At 73.6% G+C, this 14,962-nt stretch carries 12 protein-coding genes; 4 read left to right on the top strand and 8 right to left on the bottom strand.

The window, feature by feature from the left end; translation table 11 throughout:
* Positions 1–81: 81 nt before the first annotated feature.
* Positions 82–645, bottom strand: a complete 564-nt coding sequence (locus AB0H64_RS12605) for a TetR family transcriptional regulator C-terminal domain-containing protein (protein WP_357623265.1) — start codon at positions 643–645, stop codon at positions 82–84.
* A gap of 117 nt (positions 646–762) precedes the next feature.
* Positions 763–2,103, bottom strand: a complete 1,341-nt coding sequence (locus AB0H64_RS12600; protein ID WP_357623263.1) for a HAMP domain-containing sensor histidine kinase — start codon at positions 2,101–2,103, stop codon at positions 763–765.
* Positions 2,104–2,263: 160 nt separating this feature from the next.
* Here AB0H64_RS12600 and AB0H64_RS12595 point away from each other — a divergent pair, with 160 nt between their 5' ends.
* From AB0H64_RS12595 to AB0H64_RS12585, 3 genes are read left to right on the top strand one after another with little or no spacing between them, the layout of a single operon-like run.
* Positions 2,264–3,439, top strand: coding sequence for an acyl-CoA dehydrogenase family protein (locus tag AB0H64_RS12595; protein WP_357623261.1), 1,176 nt, complete (start codon positions 2,264–2,266; stop codon positions 3,437–3,439).
* The gene (locus AB0H64_RS12590) at positions 3,436–4,554 is read left to right on the top strand and encodes an acyl-CoA dehydrogenase family protein (RefSeq protein ID WP_357623259.1); all 1,119 of its coding nucleotides are present in this window, start codon (positions 3,436–3,438) and stop codon (positions 4,552–4,554) included. The genes AB0H64_RS12595 and AB0H64_RS12590 overlap by 4 nt, the downstream gene beginning before the upstream one ends.
* On the top strand, positions 4,554–6,083 hold the full coding sequence (locus AB0H64_RS12585) for an AMP-binding protein (RefSeq protein ID WP_357623258.1): 1,530 nt from the start codon (positions 4,554–4,556) through the stop codon (positions 6,081–6,083). Before AB0H64_RS12590 ends, AB0H64_RS12585 begins: the two co-directional genes overlap by 1 nt.
* A 28-nt stretch (positions 6,084–6,111) precedes the next feature.
* Here the strand turns inward: AB0H64_RS12585 and AB0H64_RS12580 are convergent, their stop codons facing one another.
* The 6 genes from AB0H64_RS12580 to AB0H64_RS12555 all read right to left on the bottom strand — a co-directional run bounded on the left by AB0H64_RS12580 (position 6,112) and on the right by AB0H64_RS12555 (position 13,780).
* A complete protein-coding gene (locus AB0H64_RS12580; protein WP_357623256.1) occupies positions 6,112–7,089 on the bottom strand; it encodes a YafY family protein in 978 nt (325 codons plus the stop codon).
* 16 nt (positions 7,090–7,105) lie between these two features.
* Positions 7,106–8,977: a zinc-binding dehydrogenase gene (locus AB0H64_RS12575; protein ID WP_357623254.1), complete on the bottom strand. Its 1,872-nt coding sequence runs from the start codon at positions 8,975–8,977 to the stop codon at positions 7,106–7,108.
* Between the two features lie 42 nt (positions 8,978–9,019).
* Positions 9,020–10,453, bottom strand: coding sequence for an Nramp family divalent metal transporter (locus AB0H64_RS12570; protein WP_357623252.1), 1,434 nt, complete (start codon positions 10,451–10,453; stop codon positions 9,020–9,022).
* A gap of 102 nt (positions 10,454–10,555) precedes the next feature.
* Positions 10,556–11,389, bottom strand: a complete 834-nt coding sequence (locus AB0H64_RS12565) for a GNAT family N-acetyltransferase (protein WP_357623251.1) — start codon at positions 11,387–11,389, stop codon at positions 10,556–10,558.
* Between the two features lie 123 nt (positions 11,390–11,512).
* Positions 11,513–12,706: a TetR/AcrR family transcriptional regulator gene (locus AB0H64_RS12560; protein WP_357623249.1), complete on the bottom strand. Its 1,194-nt coding sequence runs from the start codon at positions 12,704–12,706 to the stop codon at positions 11,513–11,515.
* 45 nt (positions 12,707–12,751) lie between these two features.
* A complete protein-coding gene (locus AB0H64_RS12555; RefSeq protein ID WP_357623247.1) occupies positions 12,752–13,780 on the bottom strand; it encodes a dipeptidase in 1,029 nt (342 codons plus the stop codon).
* Positions 13,781–14,161: 381 nt separating this feature from the next.
* Between AB0H64_RS12555 and AB0H64_RS12550 the strand changes: the two genes are divergently transcribed.
* Complete coding sequence (locus AB0H64_RS12550) at positions 14,162–14,962, top strand: Nif3-like dinuclear metal center hexameric protein (RefSeq protein WP_357623557.1); 801 nt, start codon at positions 14,162–14,164, stop codon at positions 14,960–14,962.

The following is a 14,962-nucleotide window of genomic DNA, read 5'->3' as shown; positions in this document are numbered from 1 at the left end:
GCCAGGCGGGCCTGAGCCGGACCGCCGCGGGGTGCGGCCGGCGGCGGTCACAGGTCGGCGGCGGTCACAGGCCGGTGGCGGTCACAGGTCGGCGGGGGTCAGGCCCAGCTCGGTCGCGGCGGCGGTCCGGATGAGCTGGTTGGCACGGCGGCGTGACAGCGCCTTGGGGTGGACCTGGATCTGGATGGCGAGCCCGTCGATGAGCGCGAAGATGCGCCAGCTCGCCCCCTCCGGGTCCTCGCAGTCGAACTGGCCGCGCCGCACCCCGTCCTCGATGATGCCCTGCAGCACCTGCCGGCCCTGCTGGTCCAGCCTGCGCGTGGTCTCCTCCAGGTCGGCGCTGCGGATCGACTCCGCCCAGGCGTCGATCCACAGTCGCCAGCCGTCGGCCGACCCGGCCGGGGAGCAGCGCCTGAGCAGCGTGCGCAGCCGTTCCAGCGGGGGCCGTTGCAGGCGCTCGATGCTCTCCAGCGTGTCGCGGTGCAGGCGGGCCGCGTAGGCGAACGCCTGGGCGAACAGCCGGTCCTTGGTCTCGAAGTGGTAGAAGAGCAGCGCCTGGCTCACGCCGGCGGCCCGGGCGATGTCGAGGGTCCTGGTGTGCCCGAACCCCTGCGAGGAGATCACCTCGCAGGCCGTCTTGAGCAAGTCCTCACGTCGTAATCGGCTGAAACCTGGTGTCACAGCGGGCCACTCTAACTAGTGATCAGAGCGAGATATAGGACAAACCAGGCATGGGTATGGGAGCGTGACCAGCAGGTGCGGTCATACCGCCCTGAGCGGTAGCCGCAGGACAAACCGGGCCCCGGCGTCGGAGTCCTCCAGCGTGAGCGTGCCGCGGTGGGCGTGGGCGATGTCCCGGGCGATGGACAGGCCGAGCCCGGTGCCGCCGGCGTCGCGGTTGCGGGAGGCGTCGAGCCTGGTGAAGCGCTGGAAGACGAGCTCGCGCTGGTCCGGAGCGATGCCGCCGCCGTCGTCCAGGACCTCCAGCGTGGCGTGGCCGTCGGCCTTGCGCACGGCGACGGTGACCGTGGACTCGGCGTGGCGCTCGGCGTTGTCGAGCAGGTTCGTCAGCAGCCGGGCGAGTTGCAGCCGGTCGCCGGTCACCACCACGCCCTGCTCGAGCGTGGTGGCGAGCTTCTTCGCGCGCGGCCGGGCCGTCTCCGCGCCCACCAGCTCCGCGAGGTCGACCGGCTCCCGGGCCATGGGCGACCCCGCGTCCAGCCTGGCCAGCGTCAGCAGGTCGGTCACGATGGCCTGGAGCCGGTCGAGGCTGGACAGCAGGGCGCGGCAGATCTCCTGCCAGTCGGCGTCCTCGGGGTGCAGCATCGCCTCCTCGACCTGGGCGCGCATCGCGGTGATCGGGCTGCGCAGGTCGTGGGAGGCGTCGGAGGCGAACCTGCGCTGCTGCTCCACCGCCGCCTCCAGCCGGTCGAGCGTCTGGTTGGCGGTCTGGGCCAGCGACCGGATCTCGTCCGCCCGGCCGGGCACGGGCACGCGTTTGCCCAGGTCGCTGCTGGTGATTTCGGCGAGTTTGTCGCGGATCTCCTCCACGGGGGCCAGTGTCCCGGCCACCACCCTGGACACGCCGAACCAGGCCAGGGCCACCATGGCCACCGAGATGCCGATGAGGAACGCCAGCACGGCCGGATGGACGTACCAGGGCACCAGGCTCCCGACGGCGTACACCATCCAGTCGCCGCTCTGCTGGTAGACCCGGAAGACGGACATGAACTGGCAGCGGCCCCGCCAGTAGGGCAGGTCGCAGGTCACCAGCATGCGGGTGGCGCTGTACACGTCGGGCACGACGGAGCTCATGCGCGGCTTGCCGACGAGGTTGTCGGTGGAGGAGATCACCCGTTCCTGGGCGTCGACCACCTGGATGCCGTCCAGGTCGCTGGAGATCACGGTGGGCAGGGCGCCGCGTTTGACCAGGTGGACCACCTGCAGGCCGGAGGTCAGCACCTCTGTCCTGCGGTAGTCCTCCGCGGTGCTGTGAACGGCCCAGAGCACGAACGCGTTGACCACGACGCTGAGCAGCACCATGGCGATCCCCGCGAACAGCGTCAGGCGTGTCCGAATGGACCTGCCGAACCGTGTGACCAATCCTTTCCCCCCGGTGATCAGATGATCACACTAAGTCGCTCTCGTCCTAATCAACGGAGATTCACCGGCAAATCCGGATAAAAGGTGCACAAGTCGGCGCTCTATGCCGGTCCGGCGGGGCTGGTTAGAGTAAGTGAACACTGATGCCGGAGGAGAGAACGTGAATCTCGACGAGTACCGGCGGGCCGCCAGGGCATGGCTGCTCGAGAACGCGCCCACCGGCGACACTGTCGGCGAGGACGCGGTTTCCCACGCCAAGGACTTCATGGCCAGGCTGTACGACGCCGGCTACTCCGGCATCACCTGGCCCGAGCGATGGGGCGGCCAGGGGCTGACGCAGGCCGAGGAGCGCGCGTTCGCCGCCGAGGCCCGCCACTTCTCCCTGCCCACCTACGTCTTCTCCATCGGGCTGGGCATGACCGGGCCCACCCTGGTGGACCGGGGCACCGACGAGCAGCGCGAGCGATTCGTCCGGCCGTTGCTGCGCGGCGAGGAGATCTGGTGCCAGCTCTTCTCCGAGCCGGGCGCCGGCAGCGACGTGGCCGCCCTGCAGACCCGCGCCGTCCGCGACGGCGATCGCTGGATCGTCAACGGGCAGAAGGTGTGGACGTCGGTCGCCCAGCACGCCGACTGGGGCCTGCTGCTCACCCGCACCGACCCGGAGGCGCCCAAGCACCGGGGCCTGACCATGCTCGTCGTCGGCATGCGCGACCCCGGCGTGACGGTCCGGCCGCTCAAGGACATGACGGGGCGCGCCCACTTCAACGAGGTGTTCTTCGACGACGTGGCGGTGCCCGACGCGCGCCGGGTCGGCGACGTCGACGACGGCTGGGGCGTCGCCGTGACGACTCTCCTGCACGAGCGGCTGTCGATCTCCTCCGGCGTCGGCATGGGCCGCGCCAAGGACGACCCCACCTCCCTGGAGGCCCTGCGCCGCACCGCCGACACCAGCGATCCGCTGGTCCTCGACGAGCTGGTCGAGCTGCACATCCGCAGCCGGGCGCTGGCCCTGTTCAACCAGCGGCTGGCCCAGGAGGCCGAGGCGGGCCTGTTCCCCGGCGCCCGCGGCAGCGCAGCCAAGCTGCTGCTGGCCGAGCTGACCCTGTTCGAGGCCGACCTCGCCACCCGGCTGGCCGGTCCCTCCGCCGTCGCGGGTCCCGGCGACGCGGGCCCGCTCGCGCACGCGATCTCCCTGGCCCCCGCCATGTCGCTGGGCGGCGGCACCAACGAGATCATGCGCAACATCATCGGCGAGCGCGTGCTCGGCCTGCCGCCCGGGCCGCGGGTGGACAAGACCGTGCCGTTCAAAAACCTGAAGGTGGGAACGCAGGGATGAGGCTCGTGCTCACGCCGGAGCAGCGGGAGCTCCGGGAGGCGGTCCGCTCGTTCCTGGCCGCCGCCTCGCCGCTGCCCAAGGTCCGCGACGGCTACGACCCCGCGGTCCACGCCCGCCTCAACGGCGAGCTGGGCCTGTCCGGGCTGATCGTCCCCGAGGAGTACGGCGGAGCGGGCGCGGGCATGGCGGAGCTGGCCGTGGCGCTGGAGGAGACGGGCGCGGCGCTGCTGCCGGGGCCGTTCCTGGCGACCGCGTTCGCCGCCCTCGCGCTCACCCGCGTACCGGACAAGGAGCTGCTGACCGGGATCGCCGAAGGCCGGACCGCCGCCACGCTCGCACTGCCTGTCACGCCCGTGGACCTGACGATGCGGGCCGCGGGCGCCGGGGTGGCGGGGGGTGGGGTCACCGTGCGGGGGACGCTGCCGCAGGTCCTGAGCGGGGCGGAGGCGGACGTGCTGCTGGCCGCCCTTCCCGGAACCCCGGCCGGACCGGGCGCGTCCGCCGCGGACGGTCCGGGGGAGCCGGGCGACGGGGCCGTCCTGGTCGCCGTGGATCTCGGGGGCCCCGGCGTCACCCGTGTCCCGCTGGAGACCCTCGACCTCACCCGAGGCCAGGCCCGCGTGGAGCTCGCCGACGCGCCCGCCCGGGTGCTCGGCCCGCTCGGCCCGGACGGAGCCGCCGCCGTGGGCGACCTGGTGGCCGTCGCGCTCGCCGCCGAGCAGCTCGGCGTGCTGCGCGCCGCGCTGGACGCCATCGTCGCCTACGCCAAGATCCGCGTCACGTTCGGCCGCTGCATCGGCTCCTACCAGGGCGTCAAGCACAAGCTGGCCGACATGCACTGCAAGCTCGAACAGGCCGAGTCCATCGTCCGCTACGCCGCCTGGGCCGCCGCCGAGGCGCCCGCCGAGCTGCCGCAGGCCGCCGCGCTCGCCCAGGCGTACGTCGGCCGCGCCTGCTTCGAGGTGGCCCGCGACCACCTGCTGCTGCACGGCGGCGTCGGCTTCACCTGGGAGCACGACGCGCACCTGTTCTACAAGCGGGCCAAGGCCGACGAGGTGCTGCTCGGGCCGCCCCGCGTCCACCGCGCCCGCCTCGCCGCCCTGATGGAGGCCTGATGGCCGGGGCCGACCCGGACACGACGCCGGGCGGGCCGCCGCCCGGCTTCTACGCGCTGGCCGCCGCCGACCCCGGCCGCCTCGCGGTGATCGACGCCGACGGCACGCGAACCACGTACGGCGAGCTGCTCGCCCGCGTCAACCAGGTCTCCCACGGCCTGCGCGCCCGCGGGCTCGGCACCGGCGACGTGGTCGCGGGCGTGCTGCCCAACGGCCTCGACGCCGTCGTCATGCTCATGGCCACCGGGCAGATCGGCCTGTTCTACGTGCCGGTCAACTGGCATCTCACCGAGCCGGAGATCGCCTACATCCTCGGCGACTGCGCCGCGGGCCTCGTCGTCACCGGCGAGGAGTACGCGGACAAGGTGCCGGCCGGCGCCGAGATCGGCACGGCCGGGCTGGCGCGGGGACACCCGGACACCGCGCCCGGAGACCGCACCGCGGGCGCGGTCATGTGGTACACCTCGGGCACGACCGGCTTCCCCAAGGGTGTGCAGCGCCGGCTGCCCGGCGCGGAGCCGGAGGCGGTCGCCCCCCTGCTCACCTGGTTCCTGGGCGAGGTGGTGGACCTGACGCCGGGGGACGGCGTGCACCTGGTGACCTCGCCGATGTACCACTCCGCGCCGTGCGCGCACACGCAGTTCGCCCTGCAGCTCGGGCACACGGTGGTGATCACGGCCGGGTTCGAGCCGGTGCACGTGCTGGAGCTGATCCAGCGGCACCGGGTGACGAACGCCATGATGGTGCCGACCATGCTGCACCGCATGCTCCAGCTCCCGCGCGAGGTCCGGGAGTCGTACGACGTGTCCAGCCTGCGGCAGGTGATCCACACGGCCGCCGCCTGCCCGGTGTCGGTCAAGCGGGAGATCATGGAGTGGTGGGGGCCGGTGCTCTACGAGTACTACGGCTCGACGGAGTCCACGATCGCGTTCGCGGTCAAGCCGCGCGAGTGGCTGGCCAGGCCCGGCACCGTCGGCCGTCCCGCGCCGACGTTCGAGGCGAGGATCCTCGACGAGGACGGCCGCGAGCTGCCGCCCGGCGAGCCGGGCATGGTGTACGTCAAGTCGAGCCTCGGCCGGTTCGAGTACCGCAACGACCCGGCGAAGACGGCCGCCAGCATGCGCGGCGAGTGGTACGCCCCCGGCGACATCGGCTATCTCGACAAGGACGGCTACCTGTTCCTGTGCGACCGGCGCACCGACCTCATCGTCTCGGGCGGCGTCAACATCTACCCGGCCGAGGTCGAGGCCGCGCTGCTGGAGCACCCGGCGGTCACCGACGTGGCGGTCATCGGGGCTCCGGACGAGGAGTGGGGGCACCGCGTGGTCGCGCTCGTGCAGCCCGCAGACGGGGCCACACCGGGGCCGGAGCTGACGGCCGAGCTGCTGGAGCACTGCGCGCCGCGGCTGGCCCGGTTCAAGCACCCCCGGGTGATCGAGTACCGGCAGAGCCTGCCGCGCACGCCGACGGGCAAGCTGTCGCGCTCCAAGGTGCGGGAGGCGTACCTGTCGCGGCTCACGGAGTCATGACGCCGGCGGGCTCGTGACGACGGCGGGCTCATGACGCCGGCGGGCGGGCCGCCGCCCGCCGGTACCGCTCGCCGAGCGCCGCCACCGCCTCCACCAGCTCCGGCGGGTCCAGCACCTCGAAGTCCACGCCCAGGAACCCGAGCCACGCGGCCATCCCGCCCAGGTCGTCGCCGCCCACCCGCAGCAGGCAGGACGCCTCGTCCACCGGCTCCGGCTCCAGCCCGGGAGGCAGGTGGCCCACCTGCCCGGCCGGGGCACGCAGGAGGACCGTCGCCCGGTAGCGCCACATCGCGGTGTTGACGCCCTTCTCGACGTACGTGGCCACGTCGCCGTCGCCGGGCAGCTCCCGCGGCGTGAACCGCGGCCCGGACGGGACGCGCGGGCGCAGCCGGTCCACCCGGAACGTCCGCCAGTCCCCCCGCGCCACGTCGTAGCCCAGCAGGTACCACCGGCCGCGCCGGTGCACCAGCCGGTACGGCTCCACGTCGCGGACCGTCGCGTCACCCTCGTGGCCGGTGTAGTCGAAGCGCAGCCGCTCCCGGTCGCGGGCGGCGTTGGCGATCGTCGTCAGCACCTCCGGAGCGACGGACGGGGCGACGGAGGGGGCGCTGCCGGGGATCTGCACGGTGTAGGCGTTCAGGGCGCTGACCCGGTGCCGCAGCCGCGACGGCAGCACCTGCTCCAGCTTGGCCAGGGCGCGCACCGAGGTCTCCTCGATGCCCTCGACGCCGCCCCCCGCGGCCCGGCCCAGCCCGACGGCCACCGCGACGGCCTCCTCGTCGTCCAGCAGCAGCGGCGGCAGCGCGGCGCCCGCCCCCAGCCGGTAGCCGCCCGCGACACCGGGCGTGGCGTGGACCGGGTAGCCGAGGCTGCGCAGGCGCTCGACGTCGTTGCGGATGGTCCGGGTCGACACCCCGAGCCGCCCGGCCAGCTCGGGGCCCGACCACTCCCGGTGCGCCTGGAGCAGGGACAGCAGCTTCAGCAGGCGCGCGGACGTTTCCAGCATGCGCCCAGTCTGCCCCCTATCGCGGAAGCTCTGCTTCCGCGTTGAGGTCGCCCGCCACGGCCACGACGAGCTTGCCGAGGTAGTGGCCCTCCTCGCTGCGTCGATGCGCGTCGGCGGCCCGCTCCAGCGGGAACACCTCGGCGATCGGCAGCTTCAGCGCCCCGTCGCGGACCAGTGGCAGCACCTCGGCGAACACCTCCTCCAGCGGCGCCCCCGGCGACCCGGTGGAGAAGACGACGCCGTGCCGCGCGGCGCCCGCCGGGTCGGCGATGGTGACCACCCGGGCCGGATCGCCGGTGAGCCGCACCGAGAGCCCGAGCACGTCCCGGCCGGAGGCGTCCAGCACCAGGTCCACCGGGCCGGGCAGCCGCTCCTCCAGCCCGTCGCCGTAGGTCACCGGGTGGACGCCGATCTCGCGCAGGAAGGCGTGGTGCCGCTCGCCGGCCGTGCCGACGACCGTGGCGCCCCGGGCCACGGCGAACTGGGCGGCGACCAGGCCGACGCCGCCCGCCACGGCGTGGATCAGCAGCGTGCGGCCCGCCGGATCGCCGAGCAGGCCGAGCGCGCGGTAGGCGGTCTCGGCCGCCACGGGCAGCGCGGCGGCCCGCTCGTACGCCAGCCACTCGGGCTTGGCCAGCAGGTCGCCCGCCGAGGCGAGCGCGTGCGTGGCGAGCGCCCCCGAGGCGCGGCCGAACACCGGCCGGCCCACCTCCCAGCACGTGACGCCCGGTCCGACGGCGTCGACCGTGCCCGCCAGCTCGACGCCGGTGCCCGCCGGGCCGTCCGGCGGCGCCCCCATCAGGCCGGAGCGGATCTTCCAGTCGACGGGGTTCACCCCGGCCGCCCGGACCGCCACCCGCACCTGTCCGGGCCCCGGCTCGGGCGGCGCCACCTCCTCCAGCTCCAGCACCTCGGCCCCGCCGTGCCGGCGGTAGCGCACGGCCTCGGCCGTGACCAGCAGCACCGCCTTGCCCACCAGCTCGCGGCCGGCCAGGGCGGCGTGGGCCTCCGCCGCCTCCCGCAGCGGCACCGCCTTGCCGACGACCGTGGACAGGCGGCCCGCCGCCGCCTCGCCCAGCGCCCGCCCGGCGAGCGTCCGGAACTCCTCGGGCGCGAACTGGACCTGCTCCATGCCGACCAGCCGCACCCCCCGGCGCTCGGCCTCCGCCGGGTCCACGGGGGCCGGGGAGCCGCCCGTGGCGCCGTAGGCGAAGAACACGCCGCCCGGCGCCAACCGCCCGAACGCCGCCACGCCCACCTCGCCGCCCACGCCGTCCAGCACCACGTCGTACTCGCCGGTGAGCTCGTCGTAGCCGGTCGTCTCCGAGGCGCCGAGCCCCGCGGCCGCCGCCCGCTTGGCGGTCCCGCGCGCCGCCGCGGTCACGCGGGCGCCCGCAGCGGCGGCCAGCCGTACCAGGGGCAGGCCGAGGGCGCCGCCCGCGCCGGTCACCAGCACGCGGGAGTCCGGCTTGAGCTCGGCGGCGTCGGTCAGGCTGAGCGCCGCCGGGCCCACCTGGATGAGCGCGGCGGCGTCGCGCAGCCGCACCTCGGCGGGCACCGGCACGACCGTCGCCACGTCCGCCACCGCCAGCTCGGCGTACCCGCCGCCGGAGGGGAGGAACGCGGCGACCCGCCGCCCGGTCCACGACGGATCGACCCCCTCGCCGGTCGCCAGCACGCGCCCGGCCACGCCGGTGCCGGGCACGTAGGGCGGCTCGTGGGAGAACCACTCGCGCCCCCACCCCGACCGCAACTGCGCGTCCAGCGACATGACGTCCACGACCGCCACGCCGATCAGCACCTGTCCCGGCCCCGCGACGGGGTCCGGAGCCTCACGCGGCTCCAGCACCTCGGGCCCGCCGAACCTCGTCACCTCGATAGTCCTCATGCCACCGAGCATGCAACCTCAAGCAGGGTTGAGGTCAAATACTCAGCCGCCGAGCAGCTTCTGCGCCTGCTGGACGACGGTCAGCACGGTCAGCGTGCCGAAGAAGGCGATCGACCAGACCAGCGCGGCCAGCCGGTACGACCGGACCTTGATCGCGGCCGGCAGGGCGCGGCGGTTCAGCACGATGAGCAGGATCGAGTACACGAACATCATCACGGCCGCGAAGCTCGCCGACAGCACCAGCAGGATCAGCGGCTGGTCGAAGCCGAGCAGCAGGATCGCGATGCCGATCAGCGTCATGGCCCACACCACGATGAAGTAGACCCGGTTGACCGAGACGGGCCGGTCCCGCAGGTAGACGGTCTTGATCGTGTCGGACGCCAGCCGCGAGGTGTAGTCGACGATGCCCATCGCCGAGGCGAACAGCGCCAGCGCCCCGATCACCCAGAACAGGACCCCGAACCACGTGCCGACCTCGCTCTGCAGCGTCTCGCCCTCCACCTTGAGGAAACCGATGCCGTTGGCCAGCCCCGGCTTCCCGTACACGGTCGAGTAGGCCAGCATCGACATGAAGGCGATCGTCAGGAACGACACCAGCGCGAACGTCGTGGCCTGCTCGACGTTGGCGAAGCGCCACCAGGCCCGCCACCGGGCCAGGTTCGCCTTGGTGGGCGCGAACTGGAAGCCCGTCGAGGAGGCCGCCTCCTCCTGCCCGGTGACCGGGCTGACCAGGCGCGGCACGTACAGGCCCATGCCGAAGCCCTTGTCGCGGATCCAGTTGCTCTGGCACAGGTTCTGCCCGCCGCCCGCACCCGCGTAGGCGATGGCGCCCATGAGCAGTGCGAAGTCCAGCGGCGGCACCGGGACGCGGGCGCCCACCGTCAGCCCCTTGCCCAGCTCCACCCAGCTCTGGGCGGTGATGGCCAGCACGATCGCCACCACGACCAGGATCGTCACCAGAGCGATCTTCACGAAGATCACCCGTTCCAGCGCGACGTAGATGACCGGCGCCAGCGTCAGCCCCAGCGCGATGACCAGCAGCATGCCGATCGCGATCCAGCGGACGCTGCCCTGACCCGAGCCGGTCAGGTAGGTGACCATGGTGGCCGACGTGGTCACCCAGCCCGGCCACAGGTTCGACGCGAGGGTCATCACGACGAACACGAGGCCCCAGTGCCGCCACATCCGGCTGAACCCGGTCAGCGCGGTCTCCCCGGTGGCCAGCGTGTAGCGCTCGATCTCCATGTTGAGGAACCACTGCGTGATGATGCCGATCGCCGCACCCCAGATGAACACCAGCCCGACCTGGGAGGCGATGTACGGCCAGAGGATGAACTCGCCCGAGGCGAGCCCCACGCCCGCGCCCACCAGCCCCGGGCCGATGATGCGCCAGGGGGAGCGCGGCGGCTCGGGCAGGTCGCGGACCGTGACGGACGGCAGGACTCGTGCGGGGACGGTCGGAGTGAACTCCGTCATCGCGGATCTCCTTGTTCGGCTCCCGGCGGGAGCTCAAACCAGCGGAAACCCGTTTATTTCCTGGTTTTCACCGACATATTCACATGTGCACAAAAACTGCGGTCAAGCTCCGAGAGCCGATCCGCCCTCGCCTCCTGCCGCCACCACGTACTCGCCGGCGTCCGTGAACCCCACCACCCGGCCGCCCTCCCGCATCAGGCCGCCCAGCACGTCGCGCACGGCCAGCCGCCACGCCTTGCCCGCGCCCGGGTCCCGCCGCCGCAGCGTCTCGATGTCGTGCGGCGTCGCCACCAGCACCACCGGCCCGTCCGCGCTCCCCCTCACCGGCCGCTCGTCCTCCACACCCAGCCCCACCGTGTACGGCGGGGGCGGCGTGTCGGCGGGCGGCCCGGCCAGGTCCCAGACGGTGACCAGCCTGTCGGACTCGTCGCCCTGGTTGATCGCGTCGGACATCGTGCCGTAGAAGCTCTCCACGTACGCCTCCGGCCGGGCGCCGAGCTTGGCCAGGTTGAAACGGGCGTTGCGCCGCACCAGCGGATCGAAGGTCCAGCTGATCCGGTCCAGTCCGTGCTCCCGGCACCAGGCGCGCTGGTGCAGCTTGAGCGCGTAACCGATGCCGCGTCCGGCTCGCGCGCCGGTCACGTGCGAGTGCAGCGTGCGCTCCGCCGCCCGGAACCCGACCGACGCGCCTGCCATGACGTCGTCCTGGTAGGCGGCGGCCACGTAGCCGCCCGCGTGCGCGAACGTGATCATCAGTTCGAGGGTGACGGGGGGATCGCCCGGACTGAAGTGCCAGATGTCGTCGAAGAGCCGGTAGACCTGCTGGAAGTCGCCGATCGCGTGCAGCTCCCGGACCACCACCCCGACCCGCGCCGCGGCCTCTTTCGCGGCCCGTCCGGCGGCGTCGCCCCCGGTCGCCGCCCGCTGCTCACCCATCAACGCCCGCCCTTTCCCGTCATGCCCCTGTGCCTGATGCCCCTGTGCTTGATGTCGCTGTGCCTGATGCCCCTGTGCTTGATGTCGCTGTGCTTGACGCCGATGGGCTGATGTCGCCGTGCCTCATGCCGCCGGCCCCCATGCTCCTGCGCCTGGGTTCCCGCTCCTGGCCGTCGTGCTCCGGCTCCCGGCGTCACCCGCGAGCTCGGAGGCCAGGGCGAATCCGGCTCCCCGGCCGTCGGCCCGCCGTACCAGCCGCCCCGCCGAGATCCGTACGGCGCTCTCCGTCTCGTCGCGCACGGACGGCTGCCCGGCCGCCGCGGCGACGCGCCCGCTCTCGTCGCACACGACCCGCACCCCCGGCCACGCGCCCGGGGGCACGGCCGCCCGCAGGTGCGCGCCCATGCGGGCCAGCGCGAACCGCGCCAGCGGTCCCAGCTCACCCGGGTCGCCCGTCACCACGACCAGGGTGACCGGCAGTCCGGCGGGCGCGGCCCGTACGGCGTCCTCCAGCGCCGACAGCCGGCGCAACCCCAGGAACAGCAGCAGCCCGTCGCCCCCCAGGTCGACGGGCGTCCCCAGCAACGCGTCCGTGGCCGCCGGAGGCGCCCACGGGCCGTCCAGTGAGTACGGCTCCAGCGCCAGAACGGGCGGCAGCGGGGCGGGACCGGGATCAAGCCCGGCGAGCCGCTCGCACGCACGCACGAGATCCTCCCGTGCGTCTCCCGGCTCTCCCCACCCGTGATCGTGTCCGGGATCGCGCCCGTGACCGGTGCTGCGGTCGCCGGCATGGCCGGAGGCGAGGGCGGCACGCTGGGACGCTCCCTGGAGCATGGTCAGCGCCGCCGTCGCCAGCCGCACCAGCCGCCGCCCAGGCGGCGCGTCCAGCCGCTCCATGGCCAGCCCGAGCAGCGTCGCGTACAGGGTCATGAGCTGCGCGAACGCCGACCGGCTCGCCTGGTCGGCCTGCACCTGCGGCACCAGCTCCCGCCACACGGCCATCGCGCTCCCCGGCACGGGGTCGTCCAGCCACACCCGCGCGACCGCCCCGAGCACCCCGGCCACGTCCCCGCCCGCTCCGGCCACCTCCCCGCCCGAGTCCCCGTCCGGTCGGTAGGCGTCGGCGAGGACGGAGAAGAACAGGGCCCGTTTGCCGGGAAAGTTCGAGTAGACCGCGCCCCGCGTGAGCCCCGCCCGCTCCGCTATGTCGTCGATCTTGGCGTCGCGGAAGCCCCGCCCGGCGAACTCGTCACGCGCCGCGGCCAGGACGCGCGCCCGGTTGCGCTCCTGCGACTCCGCCCTCGTGATCCTCCCCATCCGCCCACGATATCGCCCTGGCCGGCGCCCGGATCGGGCTCCCGATCAGGCCAGCCGCTCACCGAGGAACCGGCGCAGGTTCTCCCCGATGATCTTGCTGACGTCCTTCTCCTGCAGGCCGCGCCGGAGCAGTCCCTCGGTCACCAGAGGCAGCCCCCGGGGTCCCTCCAGACCCGGTACGGCCGCCTTCGCGTCCACACCTCGCGGGTCCACGTCCTCGCAGCAGGGCGGGGTCAGGTCGTCCATGACCTCGCGGATGAAGTCGGGGCCGAGGCCGACGTGGTCGACGCCGGCCACGCCCACCACGTGTTCGATGTGGTCGAGCACGTGGTCGAGCGTCGCCGCCCGGGCGTCCTCGGTGAGGAAGGGGGCGAAGAAGTTCACGCAGATGACGCCGCCGGTGGCGGCCACGCCGCGGATCTGGTCGTCGGTGAGGTTGCGGTGGTGGTCGCGAAGAGCGCGGGCCGCCGAGTGCGTGGCCATGACCGGCTCGGTGGCCAGTTCCAGTACGTGGGCCACTCCCGACGCGCCCAGGTGCGAAACGTCGAACACCATGCCGAGCCGTTCCATCTCCTTCAGCGCGGCGACGCCGTGCGTGGTCAGGCCGCTGCCGGTCGCGTCCTCACCGCTGCCGTCGGCCAGCGGCGTGCGGCCGAAGTGCGCGATCGAGGCGATCCGGACGCCGAGCCGGTACGCGGTCGAGATGAGTTCCACGCTCGCGTCCAGCCCCGGCATGCTCTCCAGCGCCAGGACCAGTGCGATCCGGCCCGACTCCAGAGCCTCCTCCATGTCGGCGGCCGTAAGGCAGAGCCGTACCTCCCCGGGGTTGCCCTCGGCGATCGCGTGCGCGCACTCGATCATGCGCAGCGTCTGCCGCAGCGCCCCCTCGGGGCGGTACTGGTCGTCCACGAACACCGGCAGCACCTGGAGCCCGACCCCGCCCTCCCGGAGCTGCGGCAGCCACTGCTCGCGGAAGAACGCGGCCCACCGCTCGGGCGGGCGGGCCGAGACGGCCATGAGGAGGTCGTTGTGGGCGTCCGCCACGACGGAACGGCGGTGGAGGGATGAGGCCATGCACCGGACGTTACCGCCCACACCACCCCTGATCCACGCATCCCCGCACGGCCGGGAAGGTGCCGGGTCCGCGTCCGTCCGGGGTGGCCTCAGCAGGCGGGCCGCACGTGCCCGGTACGCGCTCCGCCGCCGGCGGGACCGGAGATGTGGGGACCAGCTCACGGTACGCCCGGAGGTCGGGACAGCTCACGGCACATCCGGAGGTCGGGACGAGCTCACGGCACGCCCGGCCGGTCCCGTACGACAGCCTGGCCAGTCCCGGGACGGCCGGGCCACGACAGCGGTGCGGCGGGCGCGACATCAGGGAGACGTCCGTTCCGGGACCGGGCCGTCAGGGACGGTCCGCCCCGCCGTTCCCGATAGTCTGCCCAGGTGGCTGCAGTGACGCTGGCAGAGGTGATCGAGGTGCTCGAGGCGGCCTACCCGCCCGCCCGGGCCGAGTCGTGGGACGCGGTGGGCCTGGTCTGCGGAGACCCCGCCCAGCCGGTGCGGCGGGTGCTGTTCGCGGTGGACCCGGTGACGGCCGTGGTGGACGAGGCCGTCGAGTGGGGCGCCGATCTGATCGTCGTCCATCACCCGCTCTATCTGCGCGGCACCACCACCGTCGCCGCGAACACGCCCAAGGGCCGCCTCCTCCACACCCTGATCAAGCGCGACATCGCCCTCTACACCGCCCACACCAACGCCGACGTCGCCAACCCCGGCGTCTCCGACGCCCTGGCCCGCGCCGTCGGCCTGGTGGGCGACCTGGTGCCGCTGCGGCCGTTCCCGGACGACCCGTGGCGCGGCCTGGGGCGCGTCGGCGAGCTGCCGGAGCCGGTGACGCTGGAGGAGTTCGCGGTCGCGGTGGCCGGCGGCCTGCCGAAGACGTCGTGGGGCATCCGCGTCGCGGGCGACCCGTCCCGCCGCGTGGCCCGCGTGGCCGTCAGCGGGGGAGCGGGCGACTCGCTGCTGGAGACGGCCCGCGCGGCGGGCGTCGACGCCTTCCTGACCGCCGACCTGCGGCACCATCCGGCCAGCGAGTTCGCCGAGGCGGGCGGACCGGCGCTGATCGACGCCGCCCACTGGGCCACCGAGTGGCCCTGGCTGGACGGAGCAGCGTCCATCCTGCGCGGCGGTGGCGTTACCGTTGAGACGCGCGTCTCCGCCGCGGTCACCGATGCTTGGACAAGAGGATATTGA

Source organism: Nonomuraea sp. NPDC050733 (assembly GCF_040654215.1).
Taxonomy (GTDB): domain Bacteria; phylum Actinomycetota; class Actinomycetes; order Streptosporangiales; family Streptosporangiaceae; genus Nonomuraea.
The sequence above is the reverse complement of the archived record's forward strand: the minus strand, read 5'-3'. Positions and strand labels throughout refer to the sequence as shown.

Excerpts from the sequence above, each read along its gene's own strand:
- AB0H64_RS12590 (WP_357623259.1), top strand. The coding sequence starts at position 3,436 with ATGAGGCTCGTGCTCACGCCGGAGCAGCGGGAGCTCCGGGAGGCGGTC.
- AB0H64_RS12585 (WP_357623258.1), top strand. The coding sequence starts at position 4,554 with ATGGCCGGGGCCGACCCGGACACGACGCCGGGCGGGCCGCCGCCCGGC.
- AB0H64_RS12580 (WP_357623256.1), bottom strand. The coding sequence starts at position 7,089 with ATGCTGGAAACGTCCGCGCGCCTGCTGAAGCTGCTGTCCCTGCTCCAG.
- AB0H64_RS12575 (WP_357623254.1), bottom strand. The coding sequence starts at position 8,977 with ATGAGGACTATCGAGGTGACGAGGTTCGGCGGGCCCGAGGTGCTGGAG.
- AB0H64_RS12570 (WP_357623252.1), bottom strand. The coding sequence starts at position 10,453 with ATGACGGAGTTCACTCCGACCGTCCCCGCACGAGTCCTGCCGTCCGTC.
- AB0H64_RS12565 (WP_357623251.1), bottom strand. The coding sequence starts at position 11,389 with ATGGGTGAGCAGCGGGCGGCGACCGGGGGCGACGCCGCCGGACGGGCC.
- AB0H64_RS12560 (WP_357623249.1), bottom strand. The coding sequence starts at position 12,706 with ATGGGGAGGATCACGAGGGCGGAGTCGCAGGAGCGCAACCGGGCGCGC.
- AB0H64_RS12555 (WP_357623247.1), bottom strand. The coding sequence starts at position 13,780 with ATGGCCTCATCCCTCCACCGCCGTTCCGTCGTGGCGGACGCCCACAAC.